At 57.9% G+C, this 19,161-nt stretch carries 13 protein-coding genes; 1 reads left to right on the top strand and 12 read right to left on the bottom strand.

Annotated features, from left to right (window positions below; genetic code table 11):
- Positions 1-8: 8 nt before the first annotated feature.
- The 7 genes from ACR9Y6_RS01550 to ACR9Y6_RS01580 all read right to left on the bottom strand — a co-directional run bounded on the left by ACR9Y6_RS01550 (position 9) and on the right by ACR9Y6_RS01580 (position 8,426).
- Positions 9-923, bottom strand: a complete 915-nt coding sequence (locus tag ACR9Y6_RS01550; protein ID WP_481279687.1) for a glycosyltransferase family 2 protein — start codon at positions 921-923, stop codon at positions 9-11.
- Positions 920-1,894, bottom strand: coding sequence for a hypothetical protein (locus tag ACR9Y6_RS01555; RefSeq protein WP_481279688.1), 975 nt, complete (start codon positions 1,892-1,894; stop codon positions 920-922). The genes ACR9Y6_RS01550 and ACR9Y6_RS01555 overlap by 4 nt, the downstream gene beginning before the upstream one ends.
- 97 nt (positions 1,895-1,991) lie before the next feature.
- Complete coding sequence (locus tag ACR9Y6_RS01560; RefSeq protein WP_481279689.1) at positions 1,992-3,221, bottom strand: oligosaccharide flippase family protein; 1,230 nt, start codon at positions 3,219-3,221, stop codon at positions 1,992-1,994.
- A 4-nt stretch (positions 3,222-3,225) separates the two neighbouring features.
- Positions 3,226-5,184 (bottom strand): hypothetical protein, encoded by a 1,959-nt coding sequence (locus tag ACR9Y6_RS01565; RefSeq protein WP_481279690.1) that lies wholly within the window; start codon positions 5,182-5,184, stop codon positions 3,226-3,228.
- The gene (locus ACR9Y6_RS01570) at positions 5,181-7,106 is read right to left on the bottom strand and encodes a tetratricopeptide repeat protein (protein WP_481279691.1); all 1,926 of its coding nucleotides are present in this window, start codon (positions 7,104-7,106) and stop codon (positions 5,181-5,183) included. Before ACR9Y6_RS01570 ends, ACR9Y6_RS01565 begins: the two co-directional genes overlap by 4 nt.
- Before the next feature lie 110 nt (positions 7,107-7,216).
- On the bottom strand, positions 7,217-7,675 hold the full coding sequence (locus tag ACR9Y6_RS01575) for a pilin (RefSeq protein WP_481279692.1): 459 nt from the start codon (positions 7,673-7,675) through the stop codon (positions 7,217-7,219).
- Positions 7,676-7,979: 304 nt separating this feature from the next.
- Positions 7,980-8,426 carry a pilin gene (locus ACR9Y6_RS01580; RefSeq protein ID WP_481279693.1) on the bottom strand — a complete coding sequence of 149 codons (447 nt, stop codon included), beginning with the start codon at positions 8,424-8,426 and terminating at the stop codon, positions 7,980-7,982.
- A 200-nt stretch (positions 8,427-8,626) separates the two neighbouring features.
- Between ACR9Y6_RS01580 and ACR9Y6_RS01585 the strand changes: the two genes are divergently transcribed.
- Positions 8,627-10,717: a prolyl oligopeptidase family serine peptidase gene (locus tag ACR9Y6_RS01585; RefSeq protein WP_481279694.1), complete on the top strand. Its 2,091-nt coding sequence runs from the start codon at positions 8,627-8,629 to the stop codon at positions 10,715-10,717.
- A gap of 64 nt (positions 10,718-10,781) precedes the next feature.
- Here ACR9Y6_RS01585 and ACR9Y6_RS01590 read toward each other — a convergent pair whose 3' ends face one another.
- The 5 genes from ACR9Y6_RS01590 to ACR9Y6_RS01610 all read right to left on the bottom strand — a co-directional run bounded on the left by ACR9Y6_RS01590 (position 10,782) and on the right by ACR9Y6_RS01610 (position 19,021).
- The gene (locus ACR9Y6_RS01590; RefSeq protein WP_481279695.1) at positions 10,782-11,315 is read right to left on the bottom strand and encodes a hypothetical protein; all 534 of its coding nucleotides are present in this window, start codon (positions 11,313-11,315) and stop codon (positions 10,782-10,784) included.
- A gap of 113 nt (positions 11,316-11,428) precedes the next feature.
- Positions 11,429-12,301, bottom strand: a complete 873-nt coding sequence (locus tag ACR9Y6_RS01595; RefSeq protein WP_481279696.1) for a methylglyoxal synthase — start codon at positions 12,299-12,301, stop codon at positions 11,429-11,431.
- A gap of 774 nt (positions 12,302-13,075) precedes the next feature.
- The gene (locus ACR9Y6_RS01600) at positions 13,076-13,600 is read right to left on the bottom strand and encodes a hypothetical protein (protein ID WP_481279697.1); all 525 of its coding nucleotides are present in this window, start codon (positions 13,598-13,600) and stop codon (positions 13,076-13,078) included.
- 884 nt (positions 13,601-14,484) lie between these two features.
- A complete protein-coding gene (locus tag ACR9Y6_RS01605) occupies positions 14,485-14,883 on the bottom strand; it encodes a hypothetical protein (protein WP_481279698.1) in 399 nt (132 codons plus the stop codon).
- Positions 14,884-14,962: 79 nt separating this feature from the next.
- Positions 14,963-19,021 (bottom strand): RHS repeat-associated core domain-containing protein, encoded by a 4,059-nt coding sequence (locus tag ACR9Y6_RS01610; protein WP_481279699.1) that lies wholly within the window; start codon positions 19,019-19,021, stop codon positions 14,963-14,965.
- Between the last annotated feature and the right edge of the window lie 140 nt (positions 19,022-19,161).

The following is a 19,161-nucleotide window of genomic DNA, read 5'->3' on the forward strand; positions in this document are numbered from 1 at the left end:
ATAGGTATTTAGGTCGTGATGTGCCAGGAAGTATGCCGCGCGCCTTTGCGACCACGTAGGCCGTCGATCGTCCCAGCGATAAAAGCCCAGGTCTGGCGTCGCCTCTGCTTCTCGTGTATCAGGCAAGCGAGCCAGCGAATCAATGTGCCGGGAATCGTCTGCGTGTAAAGACGAAGTCCATAGTATTCCCGCGCAATCAGCAGGCGGTTCCGCGTATCGTAATAGCGCTTCCAGGGAGAGAGGCGGAGGCAGGCCAGCCGCCGTCCGGGTATCTGCGCGTGGTAGATCTCCGCACGCGGATGCTCGATCCGGCTGTTCCCTATCACATATACCTTGGCTCCGGCTCGTTGCGCGCGCATGCAGTATTCGACATCGTCAGCGGCAATGAAATACCCCGCGTCGGGGAGGCCGATACGGGCGACGAGATCGCGATGCACCATGAGGCCAAGAAAGGGGAGGAAGCGAACGGCCGCTTTTTCTGGAATATCGACCACCCGTGCGATATCACGTTCGGGGATCTCGTCGACGAGTGTGAGCACCCAAGAAGTGTCCGCTTCCCTCACTGCTACCGACCCGTAGAGGTGGGCGGGATCGTGGGCTTGCTCGGTAAGGAACCTAAGTGCGTCGGGATGAGGCACGGCGTCGTCGTCCATAATCCAGACCCAGTCGAAGTCTTCGGCACATGCCAAGCGGATGCCTTCGGAGAATCCACCCGCGCCTCCTGTATTCGTGACGAGCCGGCGGTAGTCGATTCGCGGTTCGCGCGCCGCGAAGTCCTGCATGCGAATAGATGTATCGTCCGTGGACGCATTGTCGATAACCATGACTCGATCGGGTATACGAGTCTGCGTAAGCATTGCTTCAATGCATCTTTCCAGGAGTACGGCGCGGTTGAACGTCACTATGACGGCGCAAATCTTCATGCTTGGCCCTGCCGCGCTGCATCGAAGGTAACCGGATCGATCGAGGCGAGCCGAGGTATCAAGTCCAACATCGCGCGCTCCTGCGGATAGAAGGAAAAATGTCCAGCAAATACGTGGCTCAAGTAGAACATGGGGCGCGAAGCTAGTACGCAGGCCGTGCAGAGATCGGACTCATCGACACCAAGAATTCCCTGCCGCCACGATGATGCGAAACCACCGATCTGTTGCCAGAACGTACGTTCAAAATAAATGGCCCCTATACTGAATCGCGAGCCGATAAGTCGCGCACATGCCGGAGGATGATCAGCCAGCGTGCGAATGTTGGCTGCTACCTGGTCGAAAGGAAGGCTGCGCAACCAAAGCCACTCGGCTGCTTTTGGATCGTAGTGCGCATGTACTCCATCGCACGCCTGGCGAATCTCGCTGAATTCTTTGCGATATGCGTCCGTGGCATTCAGGTGTTCCAGAAAGCCTGCATATGAAATTCCATTGACGTTGAGCATGGGAGCACAGAAACCAGGCCTGTAGGAGCCGGTTTCGCACAAGGCGTCATATCCCTTCATTAGATCGTCAAAGAAGCCTTCAGCTATGAAGATATCCTCGTCTAGTTTGAACAAGCGCGAAGCTTTCGGGTGTGCTTCGATGGCCTTGTTCAATACCAGCCCCGTCTTATTTGCGGATGTGGTCAGGTAAGTCCATCCGTTTTTCGCGCACAGCGCGGCAAGTTCGGGCAGGTGCTTTCCGGCAGTCGTAATGCAGACGTCCGCATCCTTCGGCGCATACCGACGTACCCTTTCAAGGGTCAATGGCCATAATGCGGGCTTATAGCCCGCCAGGACGAAGATGCCGACATCGGCTCCCGTTGGCGTACCGAGGTGGACGAAGGCACCCCGGTGGTCGCGCCAGTGGCGGCAAGATGCGACAACCTTTCTCCACGCTCCAGCGAGCGCGCGCTGGATAAATCCATGCATTCCGTACTTGCGGACGCTGTTGATGAGCCGGGTAGGCCATGTCCTAACGCTCATGCCGGTGCTGCCTCGTCAATCGCATCTTTGATGAACAGCGGTCTCAATGGGAATTCCTCGACTTCAGAGCGACGGCTACAAACGCAAGCGTGACGACGCATTCAATCGCCACGTATGCGGTAGCGCCGCCGACGGCGCCGAAGTGGCTGCCGGCCAGGAGAAACGCAACGATATGTATGGGAGCGGAGACCACCGTGATCGTGGTGACTAGCGCCTCTTTTCCCCTGGCGACCAGATATTGTACGCCGACCAGGTGACCCGCCGTGATCACCGCGACGTTGATCGACAGCAGGCGCGTCGTGAGGATCGCTCCTTGGAAGGCGGGTCCGGCCACGAGCCAGATAGCCAATGGCGCGAAGAGGGCCAGGACGGCGGCGATCAGCGCACTGAGCCCGACGGTTGCGACTCCGGCCCGGAACAGGTAGGCGCGGGTCTTGCTCGTTCCGCGCTCTCCTTCGGCGGCGTAGGGATACATCGCCGAGAGGATGGGACCCACGCCGTTCTTCGCTGCACGTGCCAGGCGCTCACCCAGGGCGTACTCCGCCACCTGGGTGGAGGGAGCGACCAGTCCGAGCAAGAATGGGTTGAACGCCGAATAGGCCCCGGCGCCGATGGTCATAATGAAGAGGGGGAGCCCTTCCTTGAAGCGGAGGCTCACAGCGCCAGGGACCCTCTCTGGCGGCCCCGGCGAGATGCGAGCCGCGAGGTATGCCAGCATCATGAGCGAGGCAACCAGGGGCATGCCTAACTGGATGAACGCCGCGATGTGAAAATCGCTGGTGTCGTGTACGGCAAGAAACATCACCACGATCGACAGCAGCGAAGCGGCCGCGCCGAGGCTGGCGACGGGAACGTTGCGACGAACCGCCACGAAGTACCACGCCGGAGACAGTGAGGCACCGAGCAAGGAGAGCCACGTCGCCACGATGATGTCCGGATCTTCCGCGCGTCCAGTGGCAACGGCGATACATATCAGGATCGCCGTTGCGGGCATCAGGAGGATCAGTTTCGCCCATGTCGTGGACCAGAAAATTCTCTGCCGTTGCGCTTGGGAATCCGACTGGTTGATGGCCCGGATCGATGAGTAGCCGAATCCATAATCGATGACCATGACGAGCACGGCGGCCAGCGATTGCCAGAAGGACAGTACTCCGTACCGCTCCAGGCCTATCGCGCGCGTAAGGATTGGCAGCACCAGCAGCGGAAATATGTACTGCATGCCTTGCACGACATACAGTGCCAACAGATTGCTCGCGATATGGCGACGGGACATGGCGTCAGTGGTCCAGGAGTTTGTCTACCGCGGCTATCTCGTCGTCCAACGCGCCGCCGATGTTCCGCGCCGCGAGTTGTGCGCGTTCCGTGCGAGCGGTTTCCAACTCACCCGACGCAATAAGCATGCGTATGAGCGTGATTCGATAGGCAGGCTCGTCCGGCTTGGCGCGGACAGCGCCTTCCAACATGCGTTTGCCCAATGTCCGGTCGTTGAGGGCGTTCCATGCGAAATCGCCATAGACCGCCATGAGCCGAGCGCTAGGCAAGGGGTGCGCCAAGGCGGCGAGGAAGACACGTGTGAGCTCGCCAGGAGGCAAGTCGCATTGGCCAGCGCGATCGCATTGGACCAGCGAGGAAAGCGCGCTCTCGTCCTGGACCGTCACCTTATTGTTCTTGAGCTTGCGCTCCATGGAATCCCACCAAGCTTTCTTGATGGGTCGGTGCAGGCGTGCATTAAAAAAGATGAGTGCCTGTTCAGGCAGGATTCCAGCGTCTGGAAGCGAGGCTGCGTTCTCCAGCGGGGCGTAGGCAAGAGCGGTGAATGGCGATGCTGGGTCGTATTGGGAAAAGATGATATAGGTCCGGCCAAGCTCGTACAGCGCGCGCGGCGATCCGGGCGCGCGTTCCGCGAGTTCGCGAGAGAGGCGGAGCGGGTTGCTCCAAGCATAGGACGTTATCGAAGTAAAGCCGATCCATAGTGCGAACAGTGCGAATAGCGTCGCGGGTCCAATGAGCGTTATGCGCCGACCCCAAACGGTATCGGCCGCAAAGAAGGCTGGCTGGGCCAGTAGCGGAACGATGGCGAGTAGCAGTCCGAAGCTAGCGAAATAGTTTCGGTGTTCGTACACGAGCTCGAGCGGTAGGATTGTACCGGTGAGGACATGGCCAGCGAGGTAAAATCCCAAGCCTAGGGTGAGGTTCGGGAATTTTCGACGGGCAAGCCAGGCCACGACAGCGATGACCAATATGCCAAGGATGCAGGGCAGGGTCGTCCATGGCGACAGGAGGTTTCGCGATACATCGAGGTCGTCGTGATAGAACGACAAGCCCTCCGGTGTCGGAAGGATGGTCCACACCACGTAGTCGAGAATGACGCGCGCCTCGGTCAACAAGCGCGTCGACATCGTGAAGTCGCGAGTCGACCATCCCGAAGGGCGTAGCAGGCCCGGCAACAGCCATGCGAGCCCAAGGACCATGGGTAGCCACAGGACGATCGCGAAGAGGATATGTATAGCCCGGTCAGGCTTGCGTGCGGTTCCCGCCGAGGACGCGGCGGATTGCGAGCCGAACAGCACGCACTCGGCGACGAATGCATACAAGGGCAGCATGACGGCGGTCTCCTTCGCCATCGCTCCTAGCACGGTCGGGACGATGAGCGATGCCGCCGCTGCGATTACCAGGGAAGCGGTGCGCCGCGTCTGCATGACATACCTGGATTTCAGGTAGCCAAGCAAACCCAGCAGGACGAAGAGGTTGGCAAGACTCTCCATGCGCTGGACGATATAGAGCACGGCGGTGAGGTTGATCGGCAGGAGCAGCCAGGCGCCGGCGGTCAAGGCGGCGCTGATGTCGCTGCGGCTGATGTCGGTACTGCCGCCACGATCTGCCACGATCCGCAGGATGTTTCTTGCGACAAGGAATACCAGATACCCATTCAGGAGGTGAATGAGGAGATTCGTTACTTTCATCCAGAAGGGGTTGCTTCCGGAAGCCAGGTAGTTGGCGGCGAATGTCAGCGACGCCAGTGGCCGTTTGAATTCGCTGGATGGGGACGATATCGCCACCCGAACCAGGCTCGGTATGGAAGCATCCGGTGGCTTGACGCCGGGGTTGTCGACGATATTTGGGAAGTCGTCGAAGAGGAACGCTCCCTCCAGTCCCGGCCGGTAGACGAGCACGGTAAGTACGAGGAAGGCGGCGACGATAAGCCATGCTTTGGTGGGCGTCGTTATCGCCCTCACGTGCCACGCCTCCGCGCATCCATGGCCAGCGTGGCGCGCAGGTGTTCGATTTCGATCGGCCAGTATCGTTGTTGTTCGAGAACCAGGTCGTGAATCCAGGGCATGCCATCTCGCCAGGTGTGGGCTCGCGGGGGAGTCAACGTGGAAAAATACCTCAGATGACTAAGACCTTGCGAGGGGAAGCCCGCGCTACCCAAGGCCGCGGCCTGGCTCAGTGCCGCTTCCGGTGTAGGCGCTTCGGCCAGGGCACGGTCGAACAGGCCGCGGGCGTCATCGGCTTCTTCCCATGCGAGGGCCAGCAGACCACGGACATGCAAGATGTCCTGGCGGCGCCCTGGAATGGCATCGATCCTGGGATTGGTCTGGGCTGCGTCGAGGAGATCGCTGAGGGCCTGCCGGTCGAGATGGGGACACGTGCCTCGTCGTGCTATGTCGACCGCCGTGGCGAACCAGTTGAGCAACAAGGGGCCGGGTTCTCTCTGGGCGGTTGCGAAGGATTGCCTTGCGTAAGCGAGGTCGGTGAGAGATATGCCACCCGTGGCGCAATGGATATCGAGCAGGTTGAGTGCGATCTGGGGCTCGTCGGTGAATCGCCGTTCGGCGGCATCTATGCGGTGACGAGCCCGTGTCCAGAGGCCGGCGGACGCTTCAGTCTGAGCGGCGTAGGCCTGGGCGCGAGCTGACTCCGGGTGTGCCTCGGCCCAGCTCACCGCCTGATCGAGGGGGCGGCCCCATAGGCTTGCGTTGGCGTATGTGAGTGCCGCCAATAAAGCCAGCATGGCCAAGCCACCGATCAACGGGATCGTGTTGGACTTCCAACGTGCCAGACCGATGCCGACTGGCCAGAACATCATCATGGCTGGGACATAATTACGGTGATCGAAGTACAGCTCCAAGGCGAGCGAACTGGATTCCAGCACGTGACCGCACAGGAAGAAGAGAGCGGCGAGTGCCAGGGAGGGAAGGCGCAGGCGTTGGCGCCAGGCGATCACGCTGATTGCGCACCAGGCCAGCACAGCCAACCCCGTGTACCAAGGGCTTGTAAATCGGGTCGCGATCTGGATGCCATCGTGCAGCAAGCTACTATCGGTAGGCTTCACAAGCCATAGTTGCGCTAGGTAATCGAACAGTATCGAGGGCTCGGTCAGAAGGCGCTGCGTCACGGACCAGCCACGAATAGGAATGGGTGGAGCACCTATCGAGGCTAACGCCGCCCACAAGGGGTATGCGACGGTGGCGGCCGCGATTGGACCCAATGCGATCCATAACGCGCGGCGATGCGCGGCGATGGCTGTTGATTTTTCTGCAGGTAGCACGGCGTGTGCAACCAAGACCAGCAGTGGAACGAGGATGCCGTTTGCTTTGCAAAGGAAGGCCAGCCCGCTACACATGCCGATACCCGCGATCCAGGCGATGCCCGCACGACGACGCTCCATAAGATAGGCCGAGCGGGATCGCAATGAGCAAAGGATGCCGAGGAGGGCGAACGTCGCAGGCAACATCGCTTCGCGTTGCACGATATACAAAACGGTGGACACGAAGTAGGGATGCAGCAGCCATAGGCTGGAGGAAATCGCCGCGGCCATACTCGCCGTCCGGCGATCGAGTTTCGTGGCGAGGCCCAGTCCATGAAGCGTCAGGAACAGCAAAGCCCCATTGAGCAGATGAAGAAGCAGATTGGTCCGTTTGAACGGATATGGGGCCGCGGGCCAGTCTCGCGCGTCGATCAGGAAGCTGGCGAGCGACAGGGGGCGGCCCGTCGGGTCGGCTCTTCCGGATGTCAGGTAGCGAAGCAGTGCATGGACATTGTCGATGGGGCCGGTCGCGCCGAGCGCGGGCAGGTTGGCCGCGTCATCGAAGAGGAATGCGCCGTGAAGTCCCGGGGCATAGGCAAACCACGCAAGAATCAGCGAGAGCAGCATGAAGCACCAGGCGATGGAAGGGCGAGGTATGGGCTTCATGGATGAACGTCGGCGGGTCAAAAAGAAAAGGGCCGCAGAACGGCCCTTTTCGGAGACAGCGTTATCGTCGATTACTGGCGGCAAGCGGTCGGGAGGTAAGGATCCGGAACAGTCGTCTGCTTCGTGCCGCCGTTCGTGGCTTTGCAGTTCCAAGAGATCGAGCCGCCCTGGTCGAACGGCGAAAGCACCAGCGTATTTTTGCCGGAGCCCTTGATCTTGTCGTTCGATTCCTTGTCGAAGGTGGCTACAATTTGGCCACCGCTGACGTCGACCTGCGATACATACTTGCCGTTGATCGAGGTGACAGGGGGCAGGCCGGCTGACGTATTGTTGGTCGGGTAGTGACCGGTATTGTTGTAGAACTCGGCAACGGCGGTCTTCGCGCCGTCAGCCAGGTTCATGCCTTCCGACACCTGGGTGCGGATGATGTAGTTCTGGTACTGCGGGATGGCAATGGCAGCCAGGATCGCGATGATGGCGACCACGATCATCAGTTCGATGAGCGTGAAGCCCTTCTGGACGTTCTTCATGGAGTTTCCTCGTTACGTGTGAACTAACCGAAAAAAAGTGACGCCCCCTGAGCCCTAGCACCCTGCCTGTTACCGGGCAGGGATGCTCCCTCACTTGCTTTGGTCAGGAACCGACCAGGAAGCTCGCCGCAAAGCGTGCATTGAACATGCCATTGCGTTCGCGACCGGCATATTCCCTCATATTTGCCGGTGCCGGGATTGTGCATCCGGTCACGCTTGTGGATCAACAGGAAAATTTCGAGGATTCAGCCAGTTGCTGTGGTTCAATCATGTGACGCAAAAGGTCACATCTTGACGTATTCAGTCAGCTTTTTCTGCAAGTGCTTGGTAGGAAGCGGGGGTTGATGGAGCCGTTGCACGCCCAGGAGATGCTCCCCCCATTGTTCACCGGCGAAAGCTGAAGGTTCGTATCCCGCAACAAATCATTGCTATCCGGCCTGCCGTATTGGACGGTTACGACTCCGCCTTGGCCAATGGCGACCGACGAAACGTATTTGCCTGAAAGTGATGTTGCCGATGGCAATCCGGCAGATTCGTTTGACGAGGGAAACTCACCCTTGTTCGTCATGTACTCCCATATGGCGGCTTTTGCACCCGAGGCGATCTCGAAGCCTTCTGAAGCCTGTGTTCTCGCCACGTAGTCGCGATATGCAGGGATGGCTATAGCAGAAAGAATCGCAATGATAGCCACGACAATCATTAGCTCGATAAGGGTGAAGCCAGACGATGTTCTCTTATTGTGGGATTTCATGATGGAGCCCCTGATTGATCCTGGAGTAGATAGCACGCTTCGTACCAAGGCATTGGCGAATTGCGCAGGCATGCGCGATCTGTGATGTGTATCGCACGGTTTGGCCGTCTGTTCTTTTCTAGGTGGACCTAACTTCGCTTGCGGAGCTGGCCTGTCCCCCGTACCGTCCCCACCCAAGCACAACCCAAGGGAGCCCCACCATGAAACCCCTCCTAGCCGCGCTAGCCCTGGCCCTAGCGTCCGGCCCCGTCCTGTCCGCAGACGCCGACAGCACCACCCCCCACCCATTTTCCATCCGCGACCTGGTCATGATGGACCGCGTCGGGGACCCCCAGCTGTCCCCGGACGGCCGCTACGCGCTCTTCTCCGTCCGAGCCACGGACTACGCGGCCAACAAGGGGGTCACCTCCCTCTATGTCGTCGACCTCAACAAACCACCGCAACCGGTCATGGTCGTGGAGAAAGGCTCATCTCCCCGCTGGGCGCCGGACGGCAAGTCCATCTATTACACAGCGCCGAAGGACGGCACGGCGCAGGTCTGGCACCGCTCGTTCGACGCCGACACTTCCGGCAAGGGTCTGGCATTGACGGTCCGCGCCGGTGAAGCGGTCACCGATGCCCCTCTGGACGTCAATGCCTTCAAGCTGTCGCCGGACGGCGCCAGGCTGCTCCTCAGCTACGACGTATTCACCGACTGCCCCGACCTGGCCTGCACCAAGGAGCGTCTGGACGGCCGCGAGAAGGACAAGTCCACCGGCACCGTCTACAACAAGCTCTTCGTTCGCCATTGGGACACCTGGGCGGACGGTCGCCGCTCCCAGCTCTATATCGCCGACGCCAACGCTCCTTCGCAGCCGGTGTTACTGAGCCGGGACATCGACGGCGACGTGCCCAGCAAGCCTTTCGGTGGGGACGATGAGTTCTCCTTTTCGCCGGACGGCAAGACCGTCTACTTCGATGCCCGCATCGCCGGCAAGACCGAACCCTGGTCGACCAACTTCGACATCTATAGCGTCCCGGCCGACGGCTCTGCCGCACCGGTGAACCTCACCGCGGAGAACCTGGCGTGGGACGCCAATCCCCTGGTGTCGCCCGATGGCAAGACCTTGTTCTATACGGCGATGAAAGAGCCGGGCTCCGAGGCCGACCGCTTCGGCATCATGGCCCTGGACCTCGCCTCGGGCAGCAAGCGGGAGGTGGCGCCTTCGTGGGATAGCTCCGCCGGCGCCCTCCAGGTCTCGGCCGATGGCAAGACCCTCTACACCACCACCGACGACAAGGGCCAGCACCCGCTGTTCGCCATCGACGTGGCGACCGGGAAGGCCAGCATTCTCGTCACCGACGGTTCCGTGGGTGCGTTCTCGGCGGGTGGTTCGAAGATCCTGCTATCCCGCGATGACCTCAAGCGCCCGGCGGATCTCTACACGGCGGACCTGAAGGGTAAGGGCCTCAAGCAGGTCACCCACTTCAACGCCAAGCGCATCAAGGGTGCACAGACCGGCGACTTCGAGTTCTTCACCTTCAAGGGCTGGAACAACGAAACCGTGCAGGGCTACGTGGTGAAGCCGGTCGGCTACAAGCGTGGCAAGACCTACCCGGTAGCCTTCATCATTCACGGCGGTCCGCAGGGCGCGATGACCAACAGCTGGAGCTACCGCTGGAACGCCCAGACCTACGCGGGCCAGGGCTTCGCGGTGGTGACCGTCAACTTCCATGGTTCGACCGGCTATGGTCAGGCCTTCACCGAATCCATCTCGGGCGATTGGGGCGGCAAGCCGCTCGAAGACCTGAAAGCCGGCTGGAGTGCGGCACTGTCGAAGTACAACTTCCTCGATGGCAATCGTGCCTGCGCCCTCGGTGCCAGCTACGGCGGCTACATGGTCTACTGGATGGCTGGCAACTGGAACCAGCCTTGGAAGTGCTTCGTCGACCACGACGGTGTCTTCGACGCGCGCGCCATGTACTACGAAACCGAAGAACTCTGGTTCGAGGAAAAGGAAAACGGCGGCACGCAGTTCGACCATCCGGAGAACTACGAGCGCTTCAACCCGGTCAACCATGTGAAGGACTGGCGCGTGCCGATGCTCGTCATCCACAGCGGCAAGGACTTCCGTATTCCCGACACCCAGGGCCTGGGCGCATTCACGGCGCTGCAGCGTCGCGGCATCCCCAGCCAGCTATTGCACTTCCCCGACGAGAACCACTGGGTGCTCAAGCCGCAGAACAGCGTGCAGTGGCATGAGACGGTGAATGCTTGGTTGAAGGAGTGGACGGCTCCGGGGGCGAAGTAAGAACGGGAGGGATGGTCGCCCATGGCGGCCATCCCTGCATCCAATAAATGAAGCGTTCATGCGCCTACCGAGGAACTGCCCTGTTCAGCCGAAGCTTGTAGCAGGCCGTGAGTAGCTGGCTGAGCAGGATGTCCGATACAACTTGGCGGGACATTGCCGCGTCATACGTCGCTGCACTCCAAACGGCGTCGGTTGCAGCTACCAAGGCGCGGCCCAATCCACTGAACCACTCGTCGAAAGTTTGCAAAGGAGCGTTGCTAAGGGGGGCGGGGGCGTCTATTTGCCGTATCAATTCTGGTGCAAGTGAGTCGCGCATTGCGGTCGGTGATGTGTAGAAGGTCCAGGAGTAATGCATGAGCCAGCGACTCAATCCACCACTTGGCGGTGAGCTAAACTCCTGAAGGAGGCTGACATCAAGTTCCAGACTCTCCACGAACTGGAAAAAGTCCGGCGATTCATTTCTCAGGCTGCCCGTGCTCAAGCCAAGTCCAAGATCGCTCATATTCTGCAGGCGACGTAAATACGACGTGCGCTCTTCAGTGGTGAGTGTTTCGTACTCGTCACTCTCAGTTATGACATTTGGTAACGAATCGGACATGTGCCTTGTCTCTCCCAAACTGAATCGCTAAATGTGGCCGCCAGATGATCTTACGCTGACGATGAGCAATCATGTTGTTCTTGTATATCTCCTGGTTCCCGAAGTGCTTTCGCTTAAAGTAAGCGTAATCCTCGCTCGGAAGCCTCCGCCCAACGGTATGCCACCGCAGCGCCACTGAAATAAACAACGTCGGCCGTGCTTGCCGCGATAGCCCGCTCGAGAAGCAACATATCCGCCTCATGCGGGTGGCTCACGCGCACATCATGGAAGAAGATCACATGCTGGCATTGCCCCGAAAGCACGAGATCGGCAATCTGCGCATCGCCACCCATGGGGCCGCTTTCGTAGCACTTGGCCCACGCCTCATCTCCTGACCAGCCCTGTTGTCGAGCGAGATCATTCAATCGACGCCCTGTGGTGCCTGTGCAAATTCGGCGAGAAAAGCTGGATAGAAGCGCGAAATGCTTGACGACAAATTCCACCATGCAAGGTTTCCATGTATCGTGCGCGATAAGCGCGATCGTCTGGTGTGCGAACGGGTGCTGTGAGCCGTCGCAGGGGTTTGGCGGCAGTCCGCAAAGAATCCGTTCCGCCTCGATCCACCCAATGGCTGAAGCCGTCGTGATGAGATAAGGCTTGGCATGGACGAGACATAAGCGCTTCAACGACCGTATTTCGGGGGTAAGGATCGACTCATCGCCGGGTGCGGCCAGATGGATGACTCCGTCCAAGGCATCACTTCCAGCGATATCGATGATGGACGCGGCCATTCGTACGATGTCGTGAAGGCGACCGCCTGGATAAGGAATCAAAGTGGGGCAGTCAGCGAAACCAGAAATGCGTCCGACGGCTTCGTACGCATCAGCAGGAACGCGCAAGGTGAGCTTCAGCTTGCGTATATCGTCTCTGCATCGATGCAGCAGCCGATGGAGCGGGGAGTTTTCGCCATCCAGATACTCGCGACTCGCGATAAGTCCCACTTGCATGACTTGTCATCCCGTCCTTGGGCCAACGTCATACTAAGGGGAGGATGTCGCCTCGGGAATATTCATTCTGTCGTAGGCGCGTCTCACGTGCTCCTACCGTGCCCCCGGTACGACCGCCCTGCGAACCAACAGAAGGTCATGTTCGGGCTCCACAAAGTGGATCAATCCAAAGGCCGAAAACTCAGCCATAATTCCCCTTCGAAGATATCCCCACTGAGCTTCGGAGTAATCTGGCTCATCTCCGTATTCTTCCGCGTCGAGAGAACAGACTACCCGACCTTCGTGTCCGCCGAGCGTCACTACGTCTCCAAGATGTGCAACTTGTCCATCTGGATATTTCATATCTGCTTGCGCCAAGACTGAGCAGTGTTGTTCGGTACGAAAGCTGCCGGATCAGGTACAGCGAGATCGCAAAATTCCTTGATGGAAGCCATGTTTTGCCTGCCCTGAGGCACGATCTGAAGTGCAAGTGAGAAGTTTTGGATCCACGTACTACCGTCTTTAGACTGACGTATATAAGAAACATTTGTCGCGTCCGACGGTATCATCCCGTCAAACTGCGTCACTCGATCAGAACAGGAGATCAAAGACATGGCCAGTGCTAGGATCAGTGCGTTCTGTACAGTGCTTTTCATCACCATGTCGACCCTTGCCTGAGATGTTGATGTAGTCACTTAGTAACGACATCGATGCGTTGAACCGATCTAATTGTCTGTGTGAAAGGTGCGCATTATGCGCATGCACAAGCGGGACGCTTTTTACAGTTGAGTACACTTAAGCTCGCGACATCAGTTCTAAGTCCTCGTCGGCCTCCTTGTACCATTGGATGTCTGCTATCGGTGATTCGATGAGAAATCCAAACTTGAGGTAAGCCCATTCTTCCGCTGGGAAGCCTGGCGAGTAGAGGTCTTCAGAAATTATCGCTACAACGCGCCCGAATTCACCGTGCGCGAACTGTACGGCATCCAAAAGTTCAATCCTCTGACCGTCCGCATAAAACCCGTGATAGGGAGGAAGCGCCGCTGAGGGAAGTGGAACAGACTTATTCGCTTCAACGATGTTTCGTTGCGCTCCTTGCGGTCGGCTGCAAAACAAGAGCGGCATCCTAGGTAGCGGACGCCACTTAAGCGACCCATCTTCGGCCACCACAAGAACGCCGGCATCACGACTAGGCGTCATCTCGAACTGATAGTCGGGTGCAAATTCAGCCGATTCAGCAATTCCGACAACCAGCATGGCGCCATCGCCACCATCTACGATATCGAAGAGCTTGACGGCGTCTCCCTGTGGATAGTTCATTATCCTATTCCCAAAGACATCGCAGCTTCCTGTTTAGAGGGCAATAAGTGGTGCTTTCGGAACGGAACTTGCCGATGGTGGTACTCTGCGGCCGCGCTGGATGGAGCGCCTGGCGATCCCCAATGCTTCAAGTTGCGCGCACAAATTAGTCAGCTTTTTGCAGATCGTCCCAGTGATCTCGAATCAGGCCGGAGCCGTCAACGTTTTGAGTCAGATATCTATGACGACTTGGAACATCCCGAGGAACCGTCCTTCCCCGCATGATTGCGGGATGCGGGATCGTCAGGATAATTTACGATGCCAGAAACCTGGTGGCCTCCATTTTTTGCAAGCAGGGACGTGTTGTATGTCCAGAAAAGTACAAATCGTTCGGACTTATCTGTAGGGGATAGATCGGGAAATCGTTCCGTGAGGTCTATCGACCCGTTAATTCGCTCCCAGGGAGGAATGACCACTTCGTCAGGGGCGGAATGTCGGATAGGGATAAGCTGCCGTAACTCGCTTCCTGGCATCTCGGATACCTGCCTCAATGTAAGGCCTACGGTGTTCTCGCCCCAGGGCATATTGCCAGCATCCGCATGCAAGGCAGTCGGGCCGCAGTTGGTGACGGCCATGACGAGTACAACTCGGCCAGAGTCGTGCTGGATCCCTATGGCGTCAACAACAATGTTCGGTGCTTGGCGGGAGATTGCACATTGAGTACTTAGAAGAAGTGCAATCAACGTAAGCGATTTACTATTTTTTCGCAGCATATGCATATCGACGTAGCCTGTCCGAGTAGAGATTAATGGACTTTTCAATTTCTGCGCGGCATTGGTCGCAATCCGAGATTGCCGAAGTTTCTCTTCCAAGCATTTGATTCCCTCAACTCTGGCGGAATGATTTTATGCCAAGTCACCATATGCAACGTCGATATCGATCTCGGCATCCATTTCTGCAAGAAGCTTAATCAGTGAGGCAGAGAAGTAGTAACCGCCACGCTTGTCGTTGGTGCGCGAATTATCGATAACTTGGACGCTAACAAATCCGTGCCATTTTGCAGGATCCGTTTGCTTGACGGACTTCAAGAAATTTTCGATGTCTATCGTAAGCATGTCGCGTGATGACAGGCGGTCTAAGCTCGACCAGTACGTCGGAGGATGATCATCCAACAAGGGTGGACCGGAATGCTTTCGCGTATGCACTTTACCAGGTGGTGCGTTTTTTGATTCAGCGTAAGCATATGGGTCAAACTCGTGTCCGCTCAGGGTCACGCAGAAATAGATCGAATCGGTGTTCGTCATACAGTGTTCTCTCGCGGAGCGGTCTAAGCCAACGGTTCGGTTCAAAGCGGGCATCGTCATATGTTGAACGGGGCAGATGCTATCGCCATCTTGCATGAGTTTCGATAGACGGCCCTGGCTGACCGCATTGTCCTACAGCTTTCAAAATGATCGAACCGTCTTTACAAGCGCAGATATCGTACTGGCTAGCCCGTTTCTTACCGACGTAGTCCCACTTAAACTCGTGCGCACTCATGATGCCGGCTTGCCTAATTTGATAGTCAGAAGCCTTGCTGCATTGAGGGCCGCCAGGACACCCGTTCTCCTCTGGCGGGTATGGCTGGTCGCAGGCGCTAGTTTGGTTTGGCCAAAGAGACCCTGCTACTCCGATAACGCGCCCACATACCGCGCCCAATGTGCCTGGAGGAATGAATGGTTCGTTTGCGGGAGGCCCAAAACCTGGCATACCACCCACGGGTGGGGGACCCGGCAAAAAGCCAGGCGGAGGAATCGGCGCAGGATTCGCCTGAAGGCCTAAGGTGTCGATAAGCATCAATGGGGACGCGCTAACGTATGCATACGTATTGATGCCTCCATCTAGACCATCGGGGTCGCTCTGTACATATCGACCCGTTGTGGCTTCATAGTCCCGATTGCCGTTGTAGTTAAGCCCGCTCTCCGCATCGAAGTATTGTCCGGGAAAGCGCAAGTTAAGAGCGTATCCCGCTGTCGACACAGGCGCGCGCTCACCAAAGGGATTGCTGGGATAGGCCCACTTCCATTGCACCTCACCGGCATCATCAGTCACGACTCGCGGCGAGCCTAGGCCGTCTGCGTGGACGAACCTGATAGCCACGGCAGACCCACTGCGATCAACGATCCCGATAGGGAGGTTGTCCAGCCATACATAGTCTCGCGCAGCCCCATCGGCGATTTCGGACAGCAGCTGGCTCGCTTCATCGTAATCGAATCGGGTAGACACGCTCCCAACGGTCTTTTGTACACGTTGTCCCAGTGCATTGAGCACATAGGTTCCCACGGTAACCCCGTCTTTCTGGACGACCGTGAGTCGATTGCGCTGGTTGTAGCCATACCCGAATGTCCCACTCGGCAGGACATTCGCGGTCGTATTGCCTCTTGCATCGACCTGCCGTGTCGTGGTGCCTACGGCTACTAATCGATGAGTGCCCGGCTGGTAGCTGTAGGTTCCCGTCAGCAAACCTGGCGCCGCCTTGGATAGGCGATCTCCCGTCTTGTTGTATGTATAAGCCTCGACCGCGTTCCCGCTTGGGTCGTTTATTCCAGTCAGACGGTATAGCGAGTCGTATCCATAGGTTTCTGACGCCGGTGAAGCACCCACCGAGTCGCCCAAGGCGGCCACATTGCCCATAACATCGCGTGCCAGGTGCAGCGAGAAGGCCGTGCTGGCGATGTCCGTCAGTTGGCCATTGGCGTCATAGGTGCGGGTCACCGCCTGGCCGTTGCCTAGCATGTACGACGCGATGGGGCCAAAGGGTTGATAGGTGACGTTCGACGCAATGGTCGTCGTCGTCCCGTCGAGCGGCGTGGCTGTCACCGTAGCGATGCGCCCATTGGCATCGTGCCCGTAAGCGATAGTGGTGCCGTTGGCAGTCGTAATGGATTTAAGCCGATCCCCGACGGTCCACGTATAGCTGGTCATCGTGGTTACCGCTCCCACCGTCTGCTGCTTCTTGATCACGTTGCCGTGGCCGTCGTAGCAGTACACGATTCCGCCATTGCCTTCGACCACGCGGGTCAGATGGCCTTTGCTGAAGCCTCCCGTGCACCCCGTGACGGAATCCGATTCGTCGTAGTGATAGGTGACGTTGAGGGTCGTATCAGGATAGGTCGTTCCCGTAAGGCGCCCCAAAGCATCGTAAGTGAGGGCAGTCGCTACCTGGGAAGCGTCCACAGTGCCCACCAGATTACCGGCCACATCATACGTCTGCGTTGTCGTCCCTGTATCCGGGCTGTGCAAACCCGTGACATTGCCAAACGCATCGATATCGTAAGTGGTGTTGAGACCATCGGGGTCGCTGAATCCGGTAATCCTATCCAGGGCGTCGAAGCTGGTCACCGACTGCGCGTTAGCGGTGGCGCTGTTGGTACCTTGGTAATCGCGGATGGTACTCACCAGGCGATTGAGACCGTCGTAGGACTGCTTCTGTTGGACAGACAATCCATCCTGACTGTGCACCAGGTTGCCGTTTCCGTCATAGCTATCGGCAAAGCCCGCAACGAATACCGTTCGATTCAGACCGTCGGTCAGAGCGGTGAGCTGGCCCAACGGATTAAATGTCCGACCGAGGGAGCGTGTGACCGTTCCGGTCGAAGTCAATACCTGCTCGCTGGTGCGATTGCCGGCGGCGTCGAGTGTGTAGTGAATCCGCGCTCCATTAGCATCTGTGATGTCGGTGAGGCGATGGGCGGCATCGTAGGTGTAGGTCGTGGCGACACCATCTGGATCCTGGACTGAGTGCACCGTGCCAGTCGGGTCGTACACGATGGTCGTGATGGCATCGGCGGACGAGGGAGTGCCGGCTGGGTCGACCCGAATCGTCTTTGTCGCGATCCATCCGCGCGGGGTGTAGGTGTAATCGGTCAGGGTTCCGTTCGGATTCCGAACGCGGGTGGGCCTTCCGGCCTTGTCGTACGAGATATAGGTAGTGACCAAGCCAGCACCGTCCGTCGTGGACTTGAGGTCACCTAAGCGGTGGCAGGCTCTCTCTGTTGACGTGCAATTGCTCTCATCATCATCAACATAATAGCTGTAAGAGGTAACATCTTGGATGTCCACTCTGGGGCCATCGGTAGTTAGCAAAAGTCCGACAATGGGGCAGATTACTATGTCGACTGCCTCACAGTACGTATTGAGACGTCTACGAACACCCGCAGGTGCGTCTGCGCCGCTCGTGCACACGTATCCTGGTGCCTTGCGCCAATCGACGTCACACTGTGCAGTGGGTTGACCTCTGCTGTTGTATAACCACAGTGTTCGCGTGAACAGGACATGCGAGGCGCCGCTATAAACACGCCTTTCAACTGGCTGATAGAGATCGTTCCAGGTGGTCTGGGTATCTCTTTGGTCACTCGTTCCCGAGGCTTCGATCTTCTGAGTGAGGAGATGGTTGATATCGTAGGTGTATGTCGTCGTACCTCCGTTGAAGTCTGTCGTTTGCACGAGATCACCCAGAAGGTCGTAAGTTCGGCTTTGGATCGGACCACAGTCTTCGCATGGAGCGCTTAGGGTATTGGCGTAGACGCTGCCGCTTACATGCCAGAACGAGCGGTTTGACACCCCTCTGAGTGGATCGATGACGGTGGTTGTTCCGTCATCATTAAAAGTTAAGTCGTGACGGTTCACGCCATCACCGAGACGTGTGGATATACCCCGGCCAGCAGCGTCGTAGTCATACGTGGCGTATCGCTGCGATAGTTCGTCCAGAATGCCGGTCAGAAGCGGGTAGTTCTGTGGCGCAGCAAGGTGTGCCGCTTCGTTATAAAGAAAGGCGCGGGTCGATCCGTCTGGGGTAGACATGGATGCCAAGTAACCGGTTGCATCGTATGTATATTGATAGACTAGACCGTTCGTGGTCGTTACCGACGAGATGCGATTCAAACTGTCATACTGGAATCGAATGGTACGTCCCTGCTGATCTGTGACTATCGAAAGTCTACGGCCGGTGTTCGGGTCTGCCGGTAATGCCTCGTAACTGAGGACAGTACTTGATCCATTGAAATCATCGACGCGAATGAGTGCGCCGTCGGCGCCATACACTTCTGTCGCGTGGTCGGGGACCCTGCGTAACGTCCATCCGGTGATGGCGCCATTGTCGTCGCGGATTGAGTTAAGTTGATCAGAGACGTCTGACTCGCCGCCCCAAACTCCACCGTTGTATTGGTACGTCCATTCCTGTCCTTCATCGCGTACCACCACGGCTAAAGGCGCGGTTGCTCCAGATGCAGGTGTGTAACGTATTCGCCGCGCATAAGTATAAGTCCAGTGGGGGCCCATCCGAAGGCCTGCGGTTGCAGCATTGCTGTTATAAAAACGCTGGAAATGGAGCGCTTTGTTCAGACGAAAGTCTTCCTCTCTAACAAATACGTTGCCGGTGCCGGCATGAATGGGGTCGCCCACGCAGGTTCCGCAGGGCGGCGGCCCCAACGGCTTGGCCGGGGAGGGGGAAGGAGTAGCCTCACACTGCCAATCCTTAACCATGCTGTGAAGGCCGCCCCATTGAGCCCACGTAAAAGAGAAAGTGCCGTTGGAACCTACTT

It is taken from the genome of Luteibacter sp. TLI7-4A, assembly GCF_056754745.1.